This window comes from Nostoc sp. (genome assembly GCF_036917195.1).
Taxonomy (GTDB): domain Bacteria; phylum Cyanobacteriota; class Cyanobacteriia; order Cyanobacteriales; family Nostocaceae; genus Nostoc.
The window spans coordinates 70,804-86,864 of the sequence record NZ_JBALDG010000020.1; the positions used below are offsets into that span (position 1 = coordinate 70,804).

At 42.7% G+C, this 16,061-nt stretch carries 14 protein-coding genes and 3 pseudogenes; 12 read left to right on the forward strand and 5 right to left on the reverse strand.

Annotation, left to right across the window (positions count from 1 at the left end):
• Nucleotides 1-103 precede the first annotated feature (103 nt).
• From V7K40_RS06340 to V7K40_RS06350, 3 genes are all read left to right on the forward strand, one after another.
• Nucleotides 104-1,297 carry a pyridoxal phosphate-dependent aminotransferase gene (locus tag V7K40_RS06340; protein ID WP_334957765.1) on the forward strand — a complete coding sequence of 398 codons (1,194 nt, stop codon included), beginning with the start codon at nucleotides 104-106 and terminating at the stop codon, nucleotides 1,295-1,297.
• A 106-nt stretch (nucleotides 1,298-1,403) separates the two neighbouring features.
• Nucleotides 1,404-1,841 (forward strand): secondary thiamine-phosphate synthase enzyme YjbQ, encoded by a 438-nt coding sequence (locus V7K40_RS06345; RefSeq protein ID WP_334957767.1) that lies wholly within the window; start codon nucleotides 1,404-1,406, stop codon nucleotides 1,839-1,841.
• 183 nt (nucleotides 1,842-2,024) lie between these two features.
• The gene (locus V7K40_RS06350; protein ID WP_334957769.1) at nucleotides 2,025-3,077 is read left to right on the forward strand and encodes an aromatic ring-hydroxylating dioxygenase subunit alpha; all 1,053 of its coding nucleotides are present in this window, start codon (nucleotides 2,025-2,027) and stop codon (nucleotides 3,075-3,077) included.
• Nucleotides 3,078-3,553: 476 nt separating this feature from the next.
• Here V7K40_RS06350 and V7K40_RS06355 read toward each other — a convergent pair whose 3' ends face one another.
• Both V7K40_RS06355 and V7K40_RS06360 read right to left on the reverse strand, forming a co-directional pair.
• Nucleotides 3,554-3,886 carry a hypothetical protein gene (locus V7K40_RS06355; protein ID WP_334958163.1) on the reverse strand — a complete coding sequence of 111 codons (333 nt, stop codon included), beginning with the start codon at nucleotides 3,884-3,886 and terminating at the stop codon, nucleotides 3,554-3,556.
• A pseudogene (locus V7K40_RS06360) lies at nucleotides 3,831-4,577 on the reverse strand (IS1 family transposase). Before V7K40_RS06360 ends, V7K40_RS06355 begins: the two are co-directional and overlap by 56 nt.
• A gap of 151 nt (nucleotides 4,578-4,728) precedes the next feature.
• Here V7K40_RS06360 and V7K40_RS06365 point away from each other — a divergent pair.
• The 8 genes and pseudogenes from V7K40_RS06365 (at nucleotide 4,729) to V7K40_RS06400 (ending at nucleotide 13,762) form a co-directional block, all read left to right on the forward strand.
• Nucleotides 4,729-5,543: pseudogene (locus V7K40_RS06365) on the forward strand (IS5 family transposase).
• Between the two features lie 382 nt (nucleotides 5,544-5,925).
• Nucleotides 5,926-6,975 (forward strand): class 1 fructose-bisphosphatase, encoded by a 1,050-nt coding sequence (fbp, locus tag V7K40_RS06370; protein WP_334957771.1) that lies wholly within the window; start codon nucleotides 5,926-5,928, stop codon nucleotides 6,973-6,975.
• Between the two features lie 243 nt (nucleotides 6,976-7,218).
• Nucleotides 7,219-8,364, forward strand: coding sequence for a transaldolase (gene tal / locus V7K40_RS06375; RefSeq protein WP_334957773.1), 1,146 nt, complete (start codon nucleotides 7,219-7,221; stop codon nucleotides 8,362-8,364).
• 216 nt (nucleotides 8,365-8,580) lie between these two features.
• On the forward strand, nucleotides 8,581-10,110 hold the full coding sequence (gene zwf / locus V7K40_RS06380; protein WP_334957775.1) for a glucose-6-phosphate dehydrogenase: 1,530 nt from the start codon (nucleotides 8,581-8,583) through the stop codon (nucleotides 10,108-10,110).
• Between the two features lie 176 nt (nucleotides 10,111-10,286).
• Nucleotides 10,287-11,654, forward strand: a complete 1,368-nt coding sequence (gene opcA / locus V7K40_RS06385) for a glucose-6-phosphate dehydrogenase assembly protein OpcA (protein ID WP_334957777.1) — start codon at nucleotides 10,287-10,289, stop codon at nucleotides 11,652-11,654.
• A 154-nt stretch (nucleotides 11,655-11,808) separates the two neighbouring features.
• The gene (locus V7K40_RS06390) at nucleotides 11,809-12,069 is read left to right on the forward strand and encodes a BrnT family toxin (RefSeq protein ID WP_334957779.1); all 261 of its coding nucleotides are present in this window, start codon (nucleotides 11,809-11,811) and stop codon (nucleotides 12,067-12,069) included.
• Nucleotides 12,059-12,292, forward strand: coding sequence for a CopG family antitoxin (locus V7K40_RS06395; protein WP_334957781.1), 234 nt, complete (start codon nucleotides 12,059-12,061; stop codon nucleotides 12,290-12,292). Before V7K40_RS06390 ends, V7K40_RS06395 begins: the two co-directional genes overlap by 11 nt.
• Before the next feature lie 108 nt (nucleotides 12,293-12,400).
• Entirely contained in the window at nucleotides 12,401-13,762 is a 1,362-nt protein-coding gene (locus tag V7K40_RS06400; RefSeq protein WP_334957783.1) for a cobyrinate a,c-diamide synthase, read from the forward strand.
• Between the two features lie 247 nt (nucleotides 13,763-14,009).
• Here V7K40_RS06400 and V7K40_RS06405 read toward each other — a convergent pair whose 3' ends face one another.
• Nucleotides 14,010-14,465 carry a hypothetical protein gene (locus V7K40_RS06405; RefSeq protein WP_334957785.1) on the reverse strand — a complete coding sequence of 152 codons (456 nt, stop codon included), beginning with the start codon at nucleotides 14,463-14,465 and terminating at the stop codon, nucleotides 14,010-14,012.
• A gap of 417 nt (nucleotides 14,466-14,882) precedes the next feature.
• Here V7K40_RS06405 and V7K40_RS06410 point away from each other — a divergent pair.
• A pseudogene (locus tag V7K40_RS06410) lies at nucleotides 14,883-15,067 on the forward strand (IS701 family transposase); the annotation flags it as partial.
• Nucleotides 15,068-15,128: 61 nt separating this feature from the next.
• Here the strand turns inward: V7K40_RS06410 and V7K40_RS06415 are convergent.
• On the reverse strand, nucleotides 15,129-15,596 hold the full coding sequence (locus V7K40_RS06415; RefSeq protein ID WP_334957787.1) for a cyclic nucleotide-binding domain-containing protein: 468 nt from the start codon (nucleotides 15,594-15,596) through the stop codon (nucleotides 15,129-15,131).
• 59 nt (nucleotides 15,597-15,655) lie between these two features.
• Nucleotides 15,656-15,871: a hypothetical protein gene (locus V7K40_RS06420; protein ID WP_334957789.1), complete on the reverse strand. Its 216-nt coding sequence runs from the start codon at nucleotides 15,869-15,871 to the stop codon at nucleotides 15,656-15,658.
• Nucleotides 15,872-16,061 lie beyond the last annotated feature (190 nt).

The following is a 16,061-nucleotide window of genomic DNA, read 5'->3' on the forward strand; positions in this document are numbered from 1 at the left end:
TCTCACACTGTATGCTTGCATCACATGTGGGAGTCTGTCACAGAAAAACTTTCCATGTCTTCCATATTAAGAGATACTAAAGCTAGGTAAGTGGCAAGGAAATATGGAATCCCTAACCTCTCGTATGCAGGCGGTACAGTCGCCAATTATTCCTGTGGTTGGGGAACTGATTAAAAACTCCCCTGGAACAATCTCTCTAGGACAGGGTGTTGTTTATTACAATCCACCAGCGGAAGCCATAAAATTTTTACCCGAATTCTTCGCCGAACCCACTAATAATTTATACAAATCAGTTGAAGGAATTCCGCCATTGTTGACAGCACTTGCAGGAAAATTGCAAGCTTTCAACAACATTGAAATCAATGGGGAAAACTGCATCGTCGTGACAGCGGGAAGCAATATGGGATTTATGAATGCCATTCTTGCTATCACTAACCCAGGCGATGAAATTATTCTGAATACGCCCTACTATTTCAACCACGAAATGGCGATCGCAATGGCTGGTTGTCGTGCAGTGTTAGTGGCGACAGATGAAAATTATCAATTGCGTCCAGAAGCGATCGCTCAAGCAATTACTCCCAAAACACGGGCTGTGGTCACAATTTCCCCGAATAATCCGACTGGAGTTGTTTATTCAAAAGCGGCATTGCGCCAAGTAAATCAAATCTGTGGCGTTGGGCGAAGCTGTGCTGAAGGCGATCGCGGCATTTACCACATCAGCGATGAAGCCTATGAATGCTTTACCTATAACGGGGTAAAACACGTTTCCCCTGGTGCATTTAGGAATAGTAGCAAGTACACCATTTCTCTCTTTAGCCTTTCTAAAGCATACGGTTTTGCTAGTTGGCGCATTGGCTACATGGTGATTCCCAAACACTTATTTGTTGCTGTCAAAAAAGTCCAGGATACGATTTTGATTTGTCCGCCAGTAATTTCTCAATATGCAGCTTTAGGGGCATTACAAGCAAAAGAGGAGTATTTGAAGAGTAATATAGGTGCAATCGCTCAAGTGCGGCAATTAGTATTAGATTCCCTTAACCGCTTACAAGGTTTATCTAGCATTACACCCGCTAATGGCGCTTTCTATTTTTTCCTCAAGGTTAATACTCAGATGGATGCTTTTGAGTTAGTTAAAAGACTAATCCAGGAACATAAAGTAGCAGTCATTCCAGGTACAACCTTTGGTATGGATGATGGATGCTACCTACGCGTTGCTTATGGGGCGCTACAAAAAGAGACGGCAAAAGAAGGTATAGAAAGATTAGTGCAAGGTTTGGAAACTATAGTTAGGAGTTAGGAGAAACGCGATTAATCGCGTCTGTACAGGAGTTGATATTTAATTTATGAAGGCGTTAAACTGTGTTGGCGTACTTCTTTGCAGTTACAAATATAAAATTGAACAGATGCCAATTATTAATAAGCTAATTGAAATTGAAACTGAGCCAAAAATTAATATTTATAATATCACACTACAAATTCAAAATTTTCTTGCTTCAACATCAATTAAAAATGGACAAATTTTAGTATTTTCTCGACATACAACAACAGCTTTAGCTATCAACGAAAATGAAGTCAGATTGTTAGAAGATATAAAAATGTTCTTGCAAAAATTAGCACCTGAATCAGACCGTTACTTGCATAATGACTTGCATTTAAGAGATGTCCCGGAAGATGAGCCGATTAATGCTCACTCTCACTTAATGGCAATGATGCTGACTACTAGTGAGATAATTCCCATTGTGGATGGTAAATTAGCTTTGGGAACCTGGCAATCTGTGTTGTTTTTTGAGTTGGATGGGCCGCGCAAAAGAACGGTATTTGTGCAAATTTCTGGCGAATAATGCAACTTTACACCTAGAGCGATCACAGATTATCCCAAATCTGAGAGAATTACGAACACGACCAACAAGTGTATCAGTTGAATTTACTTACAGCAATTAAAAATCTGAAAGAATGTTTTCAAGCATAACCTTCCTTTCCACAAACCAGGACTTTCGTTGTGTCAAAGGCAGACGCAATTAGCTATGAAAAATAACGATAACTTTGTATTACGTAATACTTGGTACTATGCTCTGCCTAGTAATCAGATCAAGCCAGGTATGATGATCAGCCGCATTTTCTTGGGAGAACCAGTGTTGTTAGTCCGCGATCGCAATGGCAAAGTCTCTGCTATGCGGGACATTTGTCCTCATCGTGCTGTGCCCTTAAGTTGTGGTAGATTCGATGGGCAGGAAGTGGAATGTTGCTACCACGGTTGGCGTTTTAACTCCGGTGGGCACTGTACTGCGATCCCGTCTCTTGTAGAAGAACAGCAGATGGATTTGAGTCGCTTCGACGTTCAATCCTATGCAGTTCGGGAAGCCCAAGGGAATATCTGGATATATATGACTGATCCCGATAACCCTCAGCCTGCTTCTGAGATGGAGATTCCGGTAATTCCAGGATTTGATGAGCGATCGCACCAGTTCGTAGAGGTGGTAAAATTCCCTTGTTTTGTAGATCATGCAGTCGTAGGTCTGATGGACCCTGCCCATTCACCCTATGTTCATCGCGCTTGGTGGTGGCGAAATGAGCAATTGCATGAAGAAGTAAAGCAATTCGATGCTTCGCTCTACGGTTTTACGATGCGACGACACCGATTACCAGCGAATGGGGGTCGATTATACTGGCTGATTGGCGGTGGTGTCCCGGAAACGGAGATTTCTTTTCGTTTACCTGGAGTCAGAATTGAAGAAACCACTATTAATAATAATCGAGTCGTTAATTTAACGGCAGTTACACCGATTTCAGACACAGAAACAGAGGTAACTTTTGCTCTTTACTGGACACTTCCTTGGCTAGGATTTTTTAAGCCACTGATGCATGTGCTGACGCGGACTTTCCTTGGCCAAGACCGAACGGTAGTGGAAAAGCAACAAATTGGTTTGAAATATAATCCTGTGCTACGGCTGATTAAGGACTCAGATATGCAGGCGCAGTGGTATTACCAATTAAAGCGGGAGTATGCTCGGTCTGTCACTGAAGGACGAGAATTTGTCAATCCTGTCAAGGGTCAAATACTCCGGTGGCGTGCTTAAAATTGAGATTTACGGCGTTGCTCCCTTTGCGGGATGATTTAGCAACTAAGGCTCATCTCTCCCCTTGCCTCCCCTGCTTGCCCAAATTCATCCCAGTGTTCTACAACGCCAGATTTACTTTTCTTGCCAACAATTCCAGATTTACTTAATAATTCTTCTTCCTTTTGTATTAAGGCTTTAATTCCTCTTCAATTCTCAAAATAAGCGAACGGACATTTACTAATCTAAACTCCACTAATCAACACAGCAGCAATGAATGTTTAGGAGAAAGAACAAGCAGAACTTCAGCAGACTGGGAAAGTAAAATTTTATCGCACTCAAAATCTGAGTGCGATAAAGATGACGAATTAGGGCAGCGAATGCTTTTCAAAAGCTTTGCTGGTAATATGATGCAACAATCTTTAGGAATGCAGTACATTCAAAACTTCTGGGAAGGGAAGAGAGACAAACTTCAACCCTTACCCGCTCACAGTTGCTCATTGTGATAAGCGATTGCGGGTATGTGAGTTAAAGTGATTACCAGTATAGGTCATGTGTATGGTTTGAGTTGCGCTTGTGGGGTTTGTAGGAGAAGCCGTGTAGTAGTGGCTACCGTCTGGATTGTATATATTAATGGTCAAATTTAAGGCTTCGGCGGCATATCCAGCAGTATAATCTTGAGTCCATTCCCTTTCACCTAAGCTTGCTATTACGTTTGTAATATCTGCGGGGCTAGGATTTTGATTACCGGGCGTTGCTGAATCAAAATATGAATCACGCGATCGCTTCAAGCTTGCGGGCGCGTAGCGCCCGCAGGGCCACAGAGCCATACTCCAGATAATGTATTACTAACCGAATTGAGTATTTCAGCATTTCTTCGGTTTTGGAGTAACAAAAAGTTTTGCGATGTAATCGAGTAAGATAATGCGGAGCCGGAGACGCTCCGCCTCCGGTCTTAAACGGCTATTTTCACCTTCTACTCAAGTCAATTATGTCTTACTAACAATGTGGTCTTCATTGCTAATAAAGCAAGGATACACAGTGAAGCCTCGTGTTACATAGAAGTAAGATTGCCAACACTTGATCACCATCCACAAATATTTAAAAGTTTCTGAACTTCTATCTCCCAAAACCCAAGCTATAATCCCCGCAATGCGATGATTTACTACTGTCCACAACCAATGAGTGTTTTTTTTGAGCCAATAAAGGTTTCAAGTTCATCAAATAAGAGTAACTTCTGGTATTTCACTTCTATAAGGCGTATCTGGTACAGTATTACCCACTTGTTTCACCCAATTTATAACAGTAGTATGATCTACTTTTTTAACTCTTTTTATGGCGCGGAAACCAGAACCATTAACGTACATTTATAAGCACTCACTTTTAATATCTTCCCTGTACCCTTTCTGCTCATAAGATTCGATGAACTGACGTTTACAGTCTACACATATGTAATGCGTGTTTACCACGCTGCCGCCCATTCTTGCGAATATGATTTGATGAACATCTTGGACATTTCATAGTCATCGCTCGAATTCATATTTCTATTCTGCAACGCCAAAATCCTTCTAAAAGTAGAGGCATAAGAGGATGTTTTAAAAGTCGGTGATGCAGTAAAAAAAGCTCTCAGGACATTAAATGTAAATACGTAGATACAGCACCATTGAGAGCCATGAGTAAAGCTTACCCTAGTAACCTGACCCCAGATCAATTTGAATTGATTAGCAAGTTAATACCAACCCCAAAACCCGGTGGTCATCCTCGTGAAGTCGAGATTTTGGATATTCTCAACGCCATTTTCTATGTACTGTGTGAAGGCTGTTGGTGGCGTGCTAACCCATGCGACTTCCCTAACTGACAGACGGTCTACACATACTTTCGTAACTGGCGCAAAGATGGAACGTGGGTAAGAATGCATGACCGACTCTGTTTGTGGACAAGAATGGAAAATAATCGAGAACCGAGTCCGTTTGAAGCGATCATAGACAGTCAAAGTGTCAAAAGTAGCGCTTTTATAAGCCAAGCAGTAGGGTACGACGCGGGTAAAAAAGTCAAGGGACGCAAACGTTTTTTAACAGTCGATACCTTGGGATTAGTACTGAGAGTGTTGGTCACTGCTGCCAGTACAGGTGAACGTATTCGCGTTAGCGTCCCGTAGGGAAGGTGGTAAACAAGTCCTCAAGAAGGTTAAACAGATGGAAAATGTTGTGTCGCGCCTGAATCGAGTCTGGGTTGATAGCGGCTTTGACGGTGACCCATTTATGCGCTGGGTGATGGATTTCTGCCGTTGGATTGTACAAGTAGTACTACGACCAAAAGAGCGTAAGGGGTTCGTTTTGCTGCCTAAACGCCCTTGTGGTGGAGCGAACCTTCGGATGGCTGATTTGGTGTCGGCGGTTAAACAAAGACTACGAGCTACTGCCTGAAACATCCGAAACTTTTATTTACATTGCGATGATCCGAATTATGGTGAGACGATTGGCATAAAATTTTACCTCTCATAACTTTTCAAACATCCTCTAAGGCCTTGCGCCCCACCTTACCCTTGAATATTTAAAACCAAATAGTAAAATGACGAACTTTTAGGGACTGACAAAAAATAAATTATCCAAAATTATTTGTACATTTGTAGGGGATCTTGGCCTTGCGCCTTGGAGATGCGATGTTTTTTTAACTGGAAGTCCCTTATGTCTTAGACAAATTACTACGTATCTAAGCCTTGAGTGCAGGGGTCACTGAAGATTGATTTCTTTAGTTTATCTAAAGTCGTATCTAAGTTCTCAAATTACCTTTCTAAGATAGAAGCAGCAACTATAAGTTGCCATACACGACACCCAATCAACAGCTAGTGGCTGCGGAAAACATAAAAATGACTAAAGCGCCAGAATCTTTAGACTTATCTACCTACGATGCTACAGACAAATCCCTAGATCGTGATTGTACAACATTATCCCGTCACGTCCTCCAGCAACTTCAGAGTTTTTCTTCAGATGCACAGGATTTAAGTGCGCTGATGAATCGCATCGCCTTAGCAGGCAAACTGGTTGCTCGTCGCATGAGTCGTGCTGGTTTAATGGAAGGCGTTCTGGGATTTACTGGGGAAGTTAATGTGCAAGGAGAATCCGTCAAAAAGATGGATGTCTATGCCAATGATGTATTTATCTCAGTTTTTAAGCAAAGCGGCTTAGTCTGTCGCCTAGCTTCTGAGGAAATGGAAAATCCCTACTACATCCCGGAAAATTGCCCCATTGGCCGTTATACCCTACTGTATGACCCAATTGATGGCTCATCCAACACTGATAATAATCTCAGCTTAGGTTCCATTTTCGCCATTCGCCAACAAGAAGGAACTGATAGCGATGGTAAGGCAACTGATCTCCTCACTAACGGACGGAAGCAACTGGCTGCCGGATACATTCTGTATGGGCCCAGCACGATGCTGGTCTATACTATAGGTAAGGGCGTTCATTCTTTTGTCCTTGATCCCAGCTTAGGCGAATTTATTCTCACAGAAGAAAATATTCGGATTCCTACCCACGGGTCTGTTTACAGCGTGAATGAGGGTAACTTTTGGCAGTGGGAAGAATCAATTCGAGAATACATCCGCTATGTTCATCGCACAGAAGGTTACAGCGCTCGTTATAGCGGCGCAATGGTGAGCGACATCCATAGAATTTTGGTTCAAGGTGGCGTGTTTCTTTACCCAGGCACAATTCAAAACCCAGAAGGGAAATTGCGCCTGCTTTATGAAACCGCTCCTCTAGCGTTTTTGATTGAGCAAGCAGGCGGTCGTGCCACTACAGGACTAGTAAATATCTTGGATGTAGTACCGAAAAAACTGCATCAGCGCACACCTTTAATTATTGGTAGCAAAGAGGATGTAGCAAAGGTGGAGTCTTTTATTCAAAACGGCCACTAGAAGACAGTCACAAAAGCATCAAGGATGCGTTTAGCATCAGCCATTAATTAAACGTTAATCATGATGATTTAGGATTGTGAATGCAGAATAGGACTTCTTGAAGATGTATTAAAGATTATCTCAGCTGGCGGATGCGATAAGTGATTGGCAACGCCACAATTCAAAAGTAACCATCAACATTTGATGGGTTTTACCAACTTCACTACGAAACATCACTATACAGGACTGAAACAAATTAGAGCTATGGCTACCAATCATCTACTAGAAATTAAGCAATACGGTCAAAGTATCTGGATGGATAATCTGACCCGTGACATTATTCAATCAGGCGAACTCAAAGACATGATTGAAAATCAAGGGATCTGTGGGATTACCTCTAACCCAGCTATCTTTGAAAAAGCGATCGCTGGTAACGCCATTTATGATGCCGATATCGAAGCCGGAGTTCGCGCTGGCTTACCGACAGACAAAATTTACGAATCGCTGGTTTTTGCAGATATCCGTAATGCGTGTGATATTTTACGCCCTGTTTTTGAAGCCTCGGATAGACTAGATGGTTATGTGAGTATCGAAGTCCCACCATCCATCGCCCATGATACTGAAGCAACAATAAACGAAGCCCGGCGTTATTTCCAAGAAGTAGGTCGGGAAAATTTGATGATTAAAATTCCCGGCACAGAGCCTGGCTTACCAGCAGCAGAACAGGTAATAGCCGAAGGGATGAATGTCAATATTACGCTACTTTTTGCTGTAGAAAGCTACAAAAACACAGCTTGGGCTTATATTCGTGGCTTAGAAAAACGGTTGGCTGAAGGTAAAGACATCAGTAAAGTTGCTTCAGTCGCCAGCTTCTTCCTCAGCCGGATCGATAGTAACGTTGACGGCAAAATTGATGCTAAGTTGAAAAAAGGCGTTGATGATATTGCTGTGGAAGCAAAGCTAAAAGCTGTTAAAGGGAAAGTAGCGATCGCTAACGCCAAGATTGCGTACCAAGAATACAAGAAAATTATCGAGAGCGATCGTTGGCAAGCCTTGGCAGCAAAAGGGGCCACAGTACAGCGGCTACTTTGGGCTAGTACCAGCACCAAAGACCCCAACTACCGCGACGTGATGTATATCGAGGAGTTGATTGGGCAAGAAACCGTTAACACCGTACCACCAGCGACGATAAAAGCTTGTGCCGATCATTGTAACGTCAGCGATCGCTTAGAAACAGATGTAGATCAAGCTTACACACTGCTCGAAAACCTCAAAGATCCCGACATCAACATCGATCTCGATGCTGTAATGGATGAACTGTTAGCCGATGGTATTGACAAGTTCATTCAGCCCTTCCAGTCCTTGATGAACTCTTTAGAAGACAAGATCAAGGTATTGTCACCAGTGTAGGGGCTAGGAAATGGGAATTTTGGATTTTGGATTTGCGATAGCGTAGCGTGAAGCCTGTGGCATGGCTTCTCTACGAGACGCTACGCGAACGCTTAGAACAAGTCCGCGAGCGTCTTTTTGATTGAAATCCAATTCAAAATTGCAAATCTAAAATCCTTTCCCAATCCCAATCTCAATCCCTAATCCAAAATCCAAAATCCAAAATCCAAAATTGCTATGGTTAGTCTGCTAGAAAACCCCTTGCGCGTTGGTCTGCAACAACAAGGGATGCCCGAACCCCAGATTATAGTCATTTTTGGCGCTTCTGGTGATCTTACCTGGCGCAAACTAGTGCCAGCACTTTACAAATTGCGGCGAGAACGGCGCATTCCCCCAGAAACTACCATTGTCGGTGTGGCACGTCGAGAGTGGAGCCACGATTACTTCCGTGAACAGATGCAAAAAGGCATGGAAGAGGCACATCCTGATGTCGATTTAGGGGAACTCTGGCAAGACTTCTCTCAAGGTTTGTTCTACAGTCCTGGAGATATAGACAAACCCGAAGGCTACCAGAAACTGAAAAACTTATTGAGTGAATTAGACGAAAAACGGGGCACGCGAGGAAATCGAATGTTCTACCTCTCAGTTGCCCCCTCATTTTTTCCCGAAGCGATTAAGCAACTAGGAAGCGCCGGGATGCTAGAAGATCCCTACAAACATCGTCTAGTAATTGAAAAACCCTTTGGTCGCGACTTGGCTTCTGCCCAGAGTCTTAACCAAGTGGTACAGAAATTTTGCAAAGAAAACCAAGTTTACCGCATTGACCACTACTTGGGTAAAGAAACAGTCCAGAATTTACTGGTGTTTCGCTTTGCCAATGCGATTTTTGAGCCGTTATGGAACCGTCAATTTGTTGACCATGTGCAAATTACCGTCGCAGAAACCGTAGGCGTGGAAGACCGGGCTGGTTACTATGAAAGCGTCGGCGCACTAAGGGATATGTTGCAAAACCACTTAATGCAACTTTACTGCCTAACGGCTATGGAAGCACCCAACGCAATGGATGCCGACAGCATCCGCACAGAAAAAGTGAAGGCACTGCAAGCTACTCGTTTAGCGGATGTGCACAATTTATCACGGGGAGCAGTGCGTGGTCAGTACAGTGCTGGCTGGATGAAGGGTCAAGCAGTGCCAGGGTATCGGGCAGAACCAGGCGTTGATCCCAACTCAACAACGCCCACCTATGTAGCGATGAAGTTTTTGGTAGACAATTGGCGCTGGCAAGGTGTTCCCTTCTACCTGCGGACTGGTAAGCGGATGCCGAAAAAAGTCAGTGAGATTTCCATCCACTTCCGCGAAGTTCCGTCTCGGATGTTTCAATCTGCTGCCCAACAGACAAACGCCAACATTTTGACGATGCGGATTCAGCCAAATGAAGGAATTTCCGTGCGTTTTGATGTCAAAATGCCGGGAGCAGAATTCCGTACCCGATCTGTTGACATGGACTTTAGTTATGGTTCCTTTGGCATCCAAGCAACATCCGATGCTTATGATCGCCTATTCCTTGATTGTATGATGGGCGACCAAACATTGTTCACCCGGGCAGATGAAGTAGAAGCTGCCTGGCAGGTAGTAACACCAGCCCTTTCCGTTTGGGATGCACCCGCCGATCCAAATACTATTCCCCAGTACGAAGCCGGTACTTGGGAACCAGCAGAAGCAGAATTTTTAATTAACCAAGATGGCCGTCGCTGGCGAAGACTCTAAGATTTTAAATTTCAGATTTTAGATTTTAGATTGGGGATGGCGAAACAGGGAATGGGTAATGGAGAATATAAAAAACTATTACCAATTACTAATTACCAAATTACCAGTTCTTAATCCAAAATCTCTAATCTCAAATCCAAAATCTCTAATCTCAAATCCAAAATCCAAAATTTCCTATGGCTCTCCAAACTTCTACAATTTTTTCACTTCAGGCACCAAAAGATATTTCGCTTGACGAAATAGATGCGGAACTGAGTCAAATTTGGCAAAGCTACGGTATTACTGGCGAGGACGGTGGACTTCCCAGTGCTACTAGGGCAACAACATTTACTTTAATAGTCTACGAACCAGAAGAAACTCAGTATTTGTTGGCTGCTTTAGGATTTTACAACGGTCCAATTGATGGGATTTTAGGGCCACAGATGGCAGCAGCATTGCGGGAAGTGCAAAAAAAACATAGTCTGCCACAAACTGGAACAGCAACACTAGAAACTCTCACTGTATTACGAGAAGAATTTGCTAAAGTTCAGCGAAGCACGTCTGGAGGAGAACATCCTGGTAGTGGGATCTTAAATAGCGCTGCCAGCCCCAGAATTGCCGATGAAATCGCCCTCCGCAACCCCTGCCGCATCATTGCCCTATTTCCCATTACTGGCGAAGATAAAGGGGTTAAAGCTCAAGTTTCTGCCTATTGCCCCATCCAAAAACAATCGTCAAGAACACTTGTCTGCTGCGAATACATCACTCTCAGTGGTACTGCTGCCGCCTTGGAACGGATAGGGGGCATGATTCCAGCATTGTTGATTGGCGGCTTACCGAAGTTTCTCTGGTGGAAGGCAACACCAGACCCTAACAACAGTCTATTCAAGCGCCTAGCAGCAGTCTCCAATAATGTCATTGTAGATTCTTGCAACTTTAACACCCCAGAAAGTGATTTACTCCACCTACAAGAGTTGGTAGAAACGGGTGTACCTTTAGCTGATTTGAACTGGCGTCGCCTTGCGTCATGGCAGGAATTGACAGCTGAGGCCTATGATTCTCCTCACCGTCGCGCCGCCCTCAAAGAAATTGACCGCGTTACGATTGATTACGAAAAAGGCAACCCCGCCCAAGCTTTGCTGTTTTTGGGTTGGCTGGCAAGTCGGCTGGAATGGCAGCCAGTTTCTTATGAAAAGGAAAGCGGTGATTATGACATCACTCGCATCCGTTTTATTGCTCAAGAACAGCGAGAAGTAGAAGCAGAGTTAGCAGGAGTTCCGGTTGCTGATGTGGGCGATATTATCGGCGACTTGATTGCCTTGCGCCTCAGCTCGACAAATCCCCAGGCAGACTGTGGTACAGTTATCTGCTCGGAAACTGGTGGTTGTATGCGGATGGAAACACACGGTGGTGCCCAATCCGCCGGTCTGTTTCAACAGGTGACTTCACTTTCGGAACAAAAGGCGGAAGCATTGCTGAGTCAGCAAGTGCAACGCTGGGGCCGCGAGTCCCTGTTTGAAGAAAGCCTGGGAGTGACAGCGAATATTTTCAAATTGGCGAATTAATTCAGACCTAACCCCCCTTCCCCCCTTCCTGATGCGGGAAGGGGGGAATTTTCTTAATTATTATTAAAGTGAAGACGAATGGCAAGGAAAATTTAATTTATAAAATAGTGAAGATTATTTATTAAAATATTTTACATCTGTCTTAAAAAAAACTATGGAGTTTGAATTTCATCCTCACAAAAGTGCAAATAATAAAACTAAACATGGCATTGATTTTATTGAAGCACAGAAACTTTGGACAGATGTAAATTTTATTGAAATCCCCGCACGCACAACAGATGAGCCTCGGTTTCTAGTTATTGGCAAGATTGCTGAAAAATATTGGTCAGCAGTCATTACTTATCGTGGTGATAAAATAAGAATTATTTCCGTTCGTCGCTCTCGGACTGAAGAGGTAAATATTTATGAAAGCTAAAGAATTTGATGCTAAGTTTGAGAATGGAGAAGATATTACTGAGTTTATAGACTTATCTAACGCACATCGTCCACGTTATGAGCAAAAAAGAATTAATATTGACTTTCCCATTTGGATGATTGAAGCCTTAGAACATGAAGCCAAGCGTTTAGGGGTGACATCTGATTCTATTATTAAATTATGGTTGGCTGAACGTCTTGATAAAAAAATTATTCCTGAGTAAAAGAAAGCAGTGATTTTAATCAAATAAATGATTCAATATTTTTGTCTTACTTTGATTTGATACTACTAAGATAGCTGACTATTTAGTTTAACCAATCACCAATTATCCATGTCTGTAATCATTGCTGGAGAACGTAGTGGGGTGGGCAAGACAACAGTTACGCTCACCCTTTTAGCATCTTTACGTCGTCGCGATCGCCTGGTGCAATCTTTCAAGGTAGGCCCAGACTACATTGATCCGATGTTTCATCAACACGTAACTGGTCGTGCTTGTCGGAATTTAGACCCCGTGCTGACTTCCGAAGCCTACATTCAGCAATGTTTTGCCCTTCATAGTCAAGTGAGTGAATATGCCCTAGTGGAAGGGGTAATGGGATTATTTGATGGAATTGGGCATGGGCAAGAAAAGCAAAAATCAACTGATTTTGCGAGTACAGCGCACATCGCGCGGCTTTTAGATTTACCTGTGGTGTTGGTGATTGATTGCAGTCGTTTATCTGGTTCTGTAGCTGCGATCGCTCATGGCTACCAGTCTTTTGATCCCCGAATTAAAATAGCTGGGGTGGTACTAAATCGCGTGGGGAGCGATCGCCATCTCTCTCTACTCAAAGATTCCCTAGAACGCTTACAATTACCCATTCTCGGCGTCGTGCGGCGTCAAGATAACATCACAATTCCTGATCGCCATTTGGGTTTAGTACCCACAGCAGAACTTCCCGAACTGAACGCTTTAATTGATCGCCTCGCCGATTTAGGAGATACCTGTTTTGATTGGCAACATTTATTACCCCTATTAAAATCAGAACCTCTGGCTCATTCGTCTCATCCCCCTCATCCCCCCTTCTTTATCAGGATTGCAGTAGCCCGTGATCGCGCTTTTAATTTCTACTACCAAGACAATCTCGATTTGCTGCAAAACCTTGGTGCAGAATTAGTTTTCTGGAGTCCCTTAGAAGATGCTGGCATCCCAAAAGATGTGCAGGGAATGTATTTTGGGGGTGGTTTCCCAGAAGTTTTTGCCCAGCAACTAGCAGAAAATATCAGCGTTCGTGATGCAGTGAAAACGGCAATTCTGAAAGGAATGCCTACAGTTGCTGAATGTGGGGGATTGATGTATTTATGTAAGCAAATTATCGATTTTGAGGGTAAATCTTGGTCGATGGCGGGAGTTTTACCCACATCTGCTGTGATGGGTGGGCGTTTAACTTTGGGCTATCGTCGTGCAGTAGCTTTGCAAGATAATCTTTTATTGAAGGTAGGTACAACTGTTTACGGACATGAGTTTCATCGTTCCCGTTTAACCTTAACTCCCACTCAGCCCCTATTTGAAACTTCTCGCTACGATTGTGAGGAAAATATGGGATGCGAGGGATGGGGTTTACCTGCAAATGTTTATGCTTCTTATGTTCATCTCCATTGGGGAGAAAGTAGAGAGATACCACAACGGTTTATTAAGCAATGTAAAAGTTAGTAGGTGAAGTCTCAGAGGTTGTTTAAAAAGTGTTTTGCTATAACTTTAAGCACTTTTAGATCCCTCCTAGCCCTTCTTTTTTAAGGGAGGAATCAGAATCAAAGTCCCCCAATTTATCGAGGAGCCACTGTTGTTGCACGTGGCATGGATTTAGAAGGATCTAAAACTTTTGATCCCCGCAAGAGGGCTTTTCAAACATCCTCTAAGACCAGATCCACTACTTTTACGCCAACTAGCAATAAATTTGCTAACATTTGTAAACACTACCATTATTAATATCTATTTCAGCTTTAAAAAGGTTTTCAAAAGCATAAAGATTGAAAATTGTCTGATGTTCTCGATACTGATGATTATCTCTACAACTTACCTGAATATCATCAATAGACCAGTTGGCAAAACCGATTCCCTTACAGCTCTTTAGAATTATCCGTATTCCAGGCATTTGGGTTGTTCCTGTTCTCCAGCCTTTGGAAGTAATGTAATAGGACAAGGTTCCTTTAAATTGGTTATCAGCGAACTTGATTAGTGTCAATTTCATGTCATCCAAAACAAAATGTTCTTGACCTCTATCAAGTATATTGCTAAAAATACATCTATCATTCCATTTATTAAATTTGCTGAATGAGTCTGGAGTTTCTATAGGTTTAGAACGTTCTAACCTTTCATAACAAGAAGTTGTCGCTTGTTCTTGAGTAGTATTCATCTTAATTTCACATCCATCTGCTAAAAGTGTTGAGATAAACGACTGTAATCCTACCCCAATAAGGTGTTCTGTCGATAATGTTCTTAATAAGTTGCTATAAATTAACCTGAGTTCTACAGTTAGAAAAGGACAAAAAGCTTGCTAGATATGAATTTAAGAAATTGGGCAGGTATAGTGATGTCGAAGATTTATGGAGAATCGGCAAAAAAGTCACAAAAAAACGCCGAGACTAAAAATATCTAAGAAAAATTGAGTCTCGACTATATCTACGATTGTATCTTGCCCGGAGGCGGAGCGTCTCCGGCTCCGCTTGATATTACTACAAATCTTCTGTGACGTAGATGATTTCTGTAATCAGTAGCAAAGCTTGTGGTAGCAAGTGTCACAGTTAACATCCACACTCATGTGAACGTCGCAGTCAGTTGGCATCAACTAACAGTTGGCTTAAGACGTAGATGGGCGAACAAATCTTTAAACATATTTACTGAAGCAATAAGATGCCTTTATAACAGCTATGTCATGCGCGATTTTTTAACTGGTTGACCTTTAACTGTGACGTATTTGCTGCTTATAAAGCTAGTTTGGGCTTTATTTGGGCTTAATTTTTATCTAAGTCCCATTAGTAGTGTTTTTGAACCTACACAGGAACCAAACCGCTATTTCTCACTCTCTGCTAAAAGCCCCCGGATTTGTCCGTGGGGAATTCGTTATATTCATATCGTCATTCAATCTGCGAATCAGACGGGATAACTCACGAATGATATTCAGCGCAATTTCGGGAGTTTCTTCGATCGCATCATAAAGTTGCTCTTGCGTCAGTTCTAAAAATTCGCAAGGTTCCAAAGTCGTTGCGGTGGCGGAACGAGGTTGAGTATCAAATACTGCCATCTCACCAAAGTATTTTCCCTGTTCCACCTCTGCAAGTTGTTTATTCCCAATGTGAACTTTAACTCGACCTGACACGACAATATAGAGCGATCGCCCTTCTTCTCCTTGGCGAAAGATGGTGTAATTAGCTGGAAATGACAGTTCGTTCATCACTGAAGTGAGCCGCACTATAAAATCATCCCGCAATTCCTTAAAAATTGGGACTCGCCGGACAAATAATAAACGGTCAACACTGGTTAGCATAATTACAAGTTAAACATCCAACATTACTATACATTTTCAAACTGAAGCTACGAGATTAGTCATATTAACCGATGTTTAGCACTAGCTGCCAAGAATATCTCAGGCTTTAGCGACAGAAATCCACTTAGTATGTCTTCAATAGGAGCGATCGCTCTTAAACTTCTCAGATCCAAACTCAGTATGAGGTGTGACCAACTGCTACTCTTTCCTATGCGGTTTAACAGTGCTACAGCCCCTGTTAGACCTCCATCCCGCCAATTTCTATGTAATGACATTTTTAAAACGAAGATTTTTATCACATTTAAGATGTCATACCGTTTCACTTTAATAAAGTAAACACTTTCGCGATATTTACAACAAGCTGCCTTTTCTCTCACCCTCATAATAATAGGACTTACGCCCACTCTACAAATTCTTCTCTACCAGACGCTGCGCGTTGGTGTCAGCCTCTGGCAGAGATGGTGG

Coding starts and splice junctions, on each gene's coding strand:
- V7K40_RS06340 (WP_334957765.1), top strand. CDS start 104: ATGGAATCCCTAACCTCTCGTATGCAGGCGGTACAGTCGCCAATTATT.
- V7K40_RS06345 (WP_334957767.1), top strand. CDS start 1,404: ATGCCAATTATTAATAAGCTAATTGAAATTGAAACTGAGCCAAAAATT.
- V7K40_RS06350 (WP_334957769.1), top strand. CDS start 2,025: ATGAAAAATAACGATAACTTTGTATTACGTAATACTTGGTACTATGCT.
- V7K40_RS06355 (WP_334958163.1), bottom strand. CDS start 3,886: ATGGCTCTGTGGCCCTGCGGGCGCTACGCGCCCGCAAGCTTGAAGCGA.
- fbp (WP_334957771.1), top strand. CDS start 5,926: ATGACTAAAGCGCCAGAATCTTTAGACTTATCTACCTACGATGCTACA.
- tal (WP_334957773.1), top strand. CDS start 7,219: ATGGCTACCAATCATCTACTAGAAATTAAGCAATACGGTCAAAGTATC.
- zwf (WP_334957775.1), top strand. CDS start 8,581: ATGGTTAGTCTGCTAGAAAACCCCTTGCGCGTTGGTCTGCAACAACAA.
- opcA (WP_334957777.1), top strand. CDS start 10,287: ATGGCTCTCCAAACTTCTACAATTTTTTCACTTCAGGCACCAAAAGAT.
- V7K40_RS06390 (WP_334957779.1), top strand. CDS start 11,809: ATGGAGTTTGAATTTCATCCTCACAAAAGTGCAAATAATAAAACTAAA.
- V7K40_RS06395 (WP_334957781.1), top strand. CDS start 12,059: ATGAAAGCTAAAGAATTTGATGCTAAGTTTGAGAATGGAGAAGATATT.
- V7K40_RS06400 (WP_334957783.1), top strand. CDS start 12,401: ATGTCTGTAATCATTGCTGGAGAACGTAGTGGGGTGGGCAAGACAACA.
- V7K40_RS06405 (WP_334957785.1), bottom strand. CDS start 14,465: ATGAATACTACTCAAGAACAAGCGACAACTTCTTGTTATGAAAGGTTA.
- V7K40_RS06415 (WP_334957787.1), bottom strand. CDS start 15,596: ATGCTAACCAGTGTTGACCGTTTATTATTTGTCCGGCGAGTCCCAATT.
- V7K40_RS06420 (WP_334957789.1), bottom strand. CDS start 15,871: ATGTCATTACATAGAAATTGGCGGGATGGAGGTCTAACAGGGGCTGTA.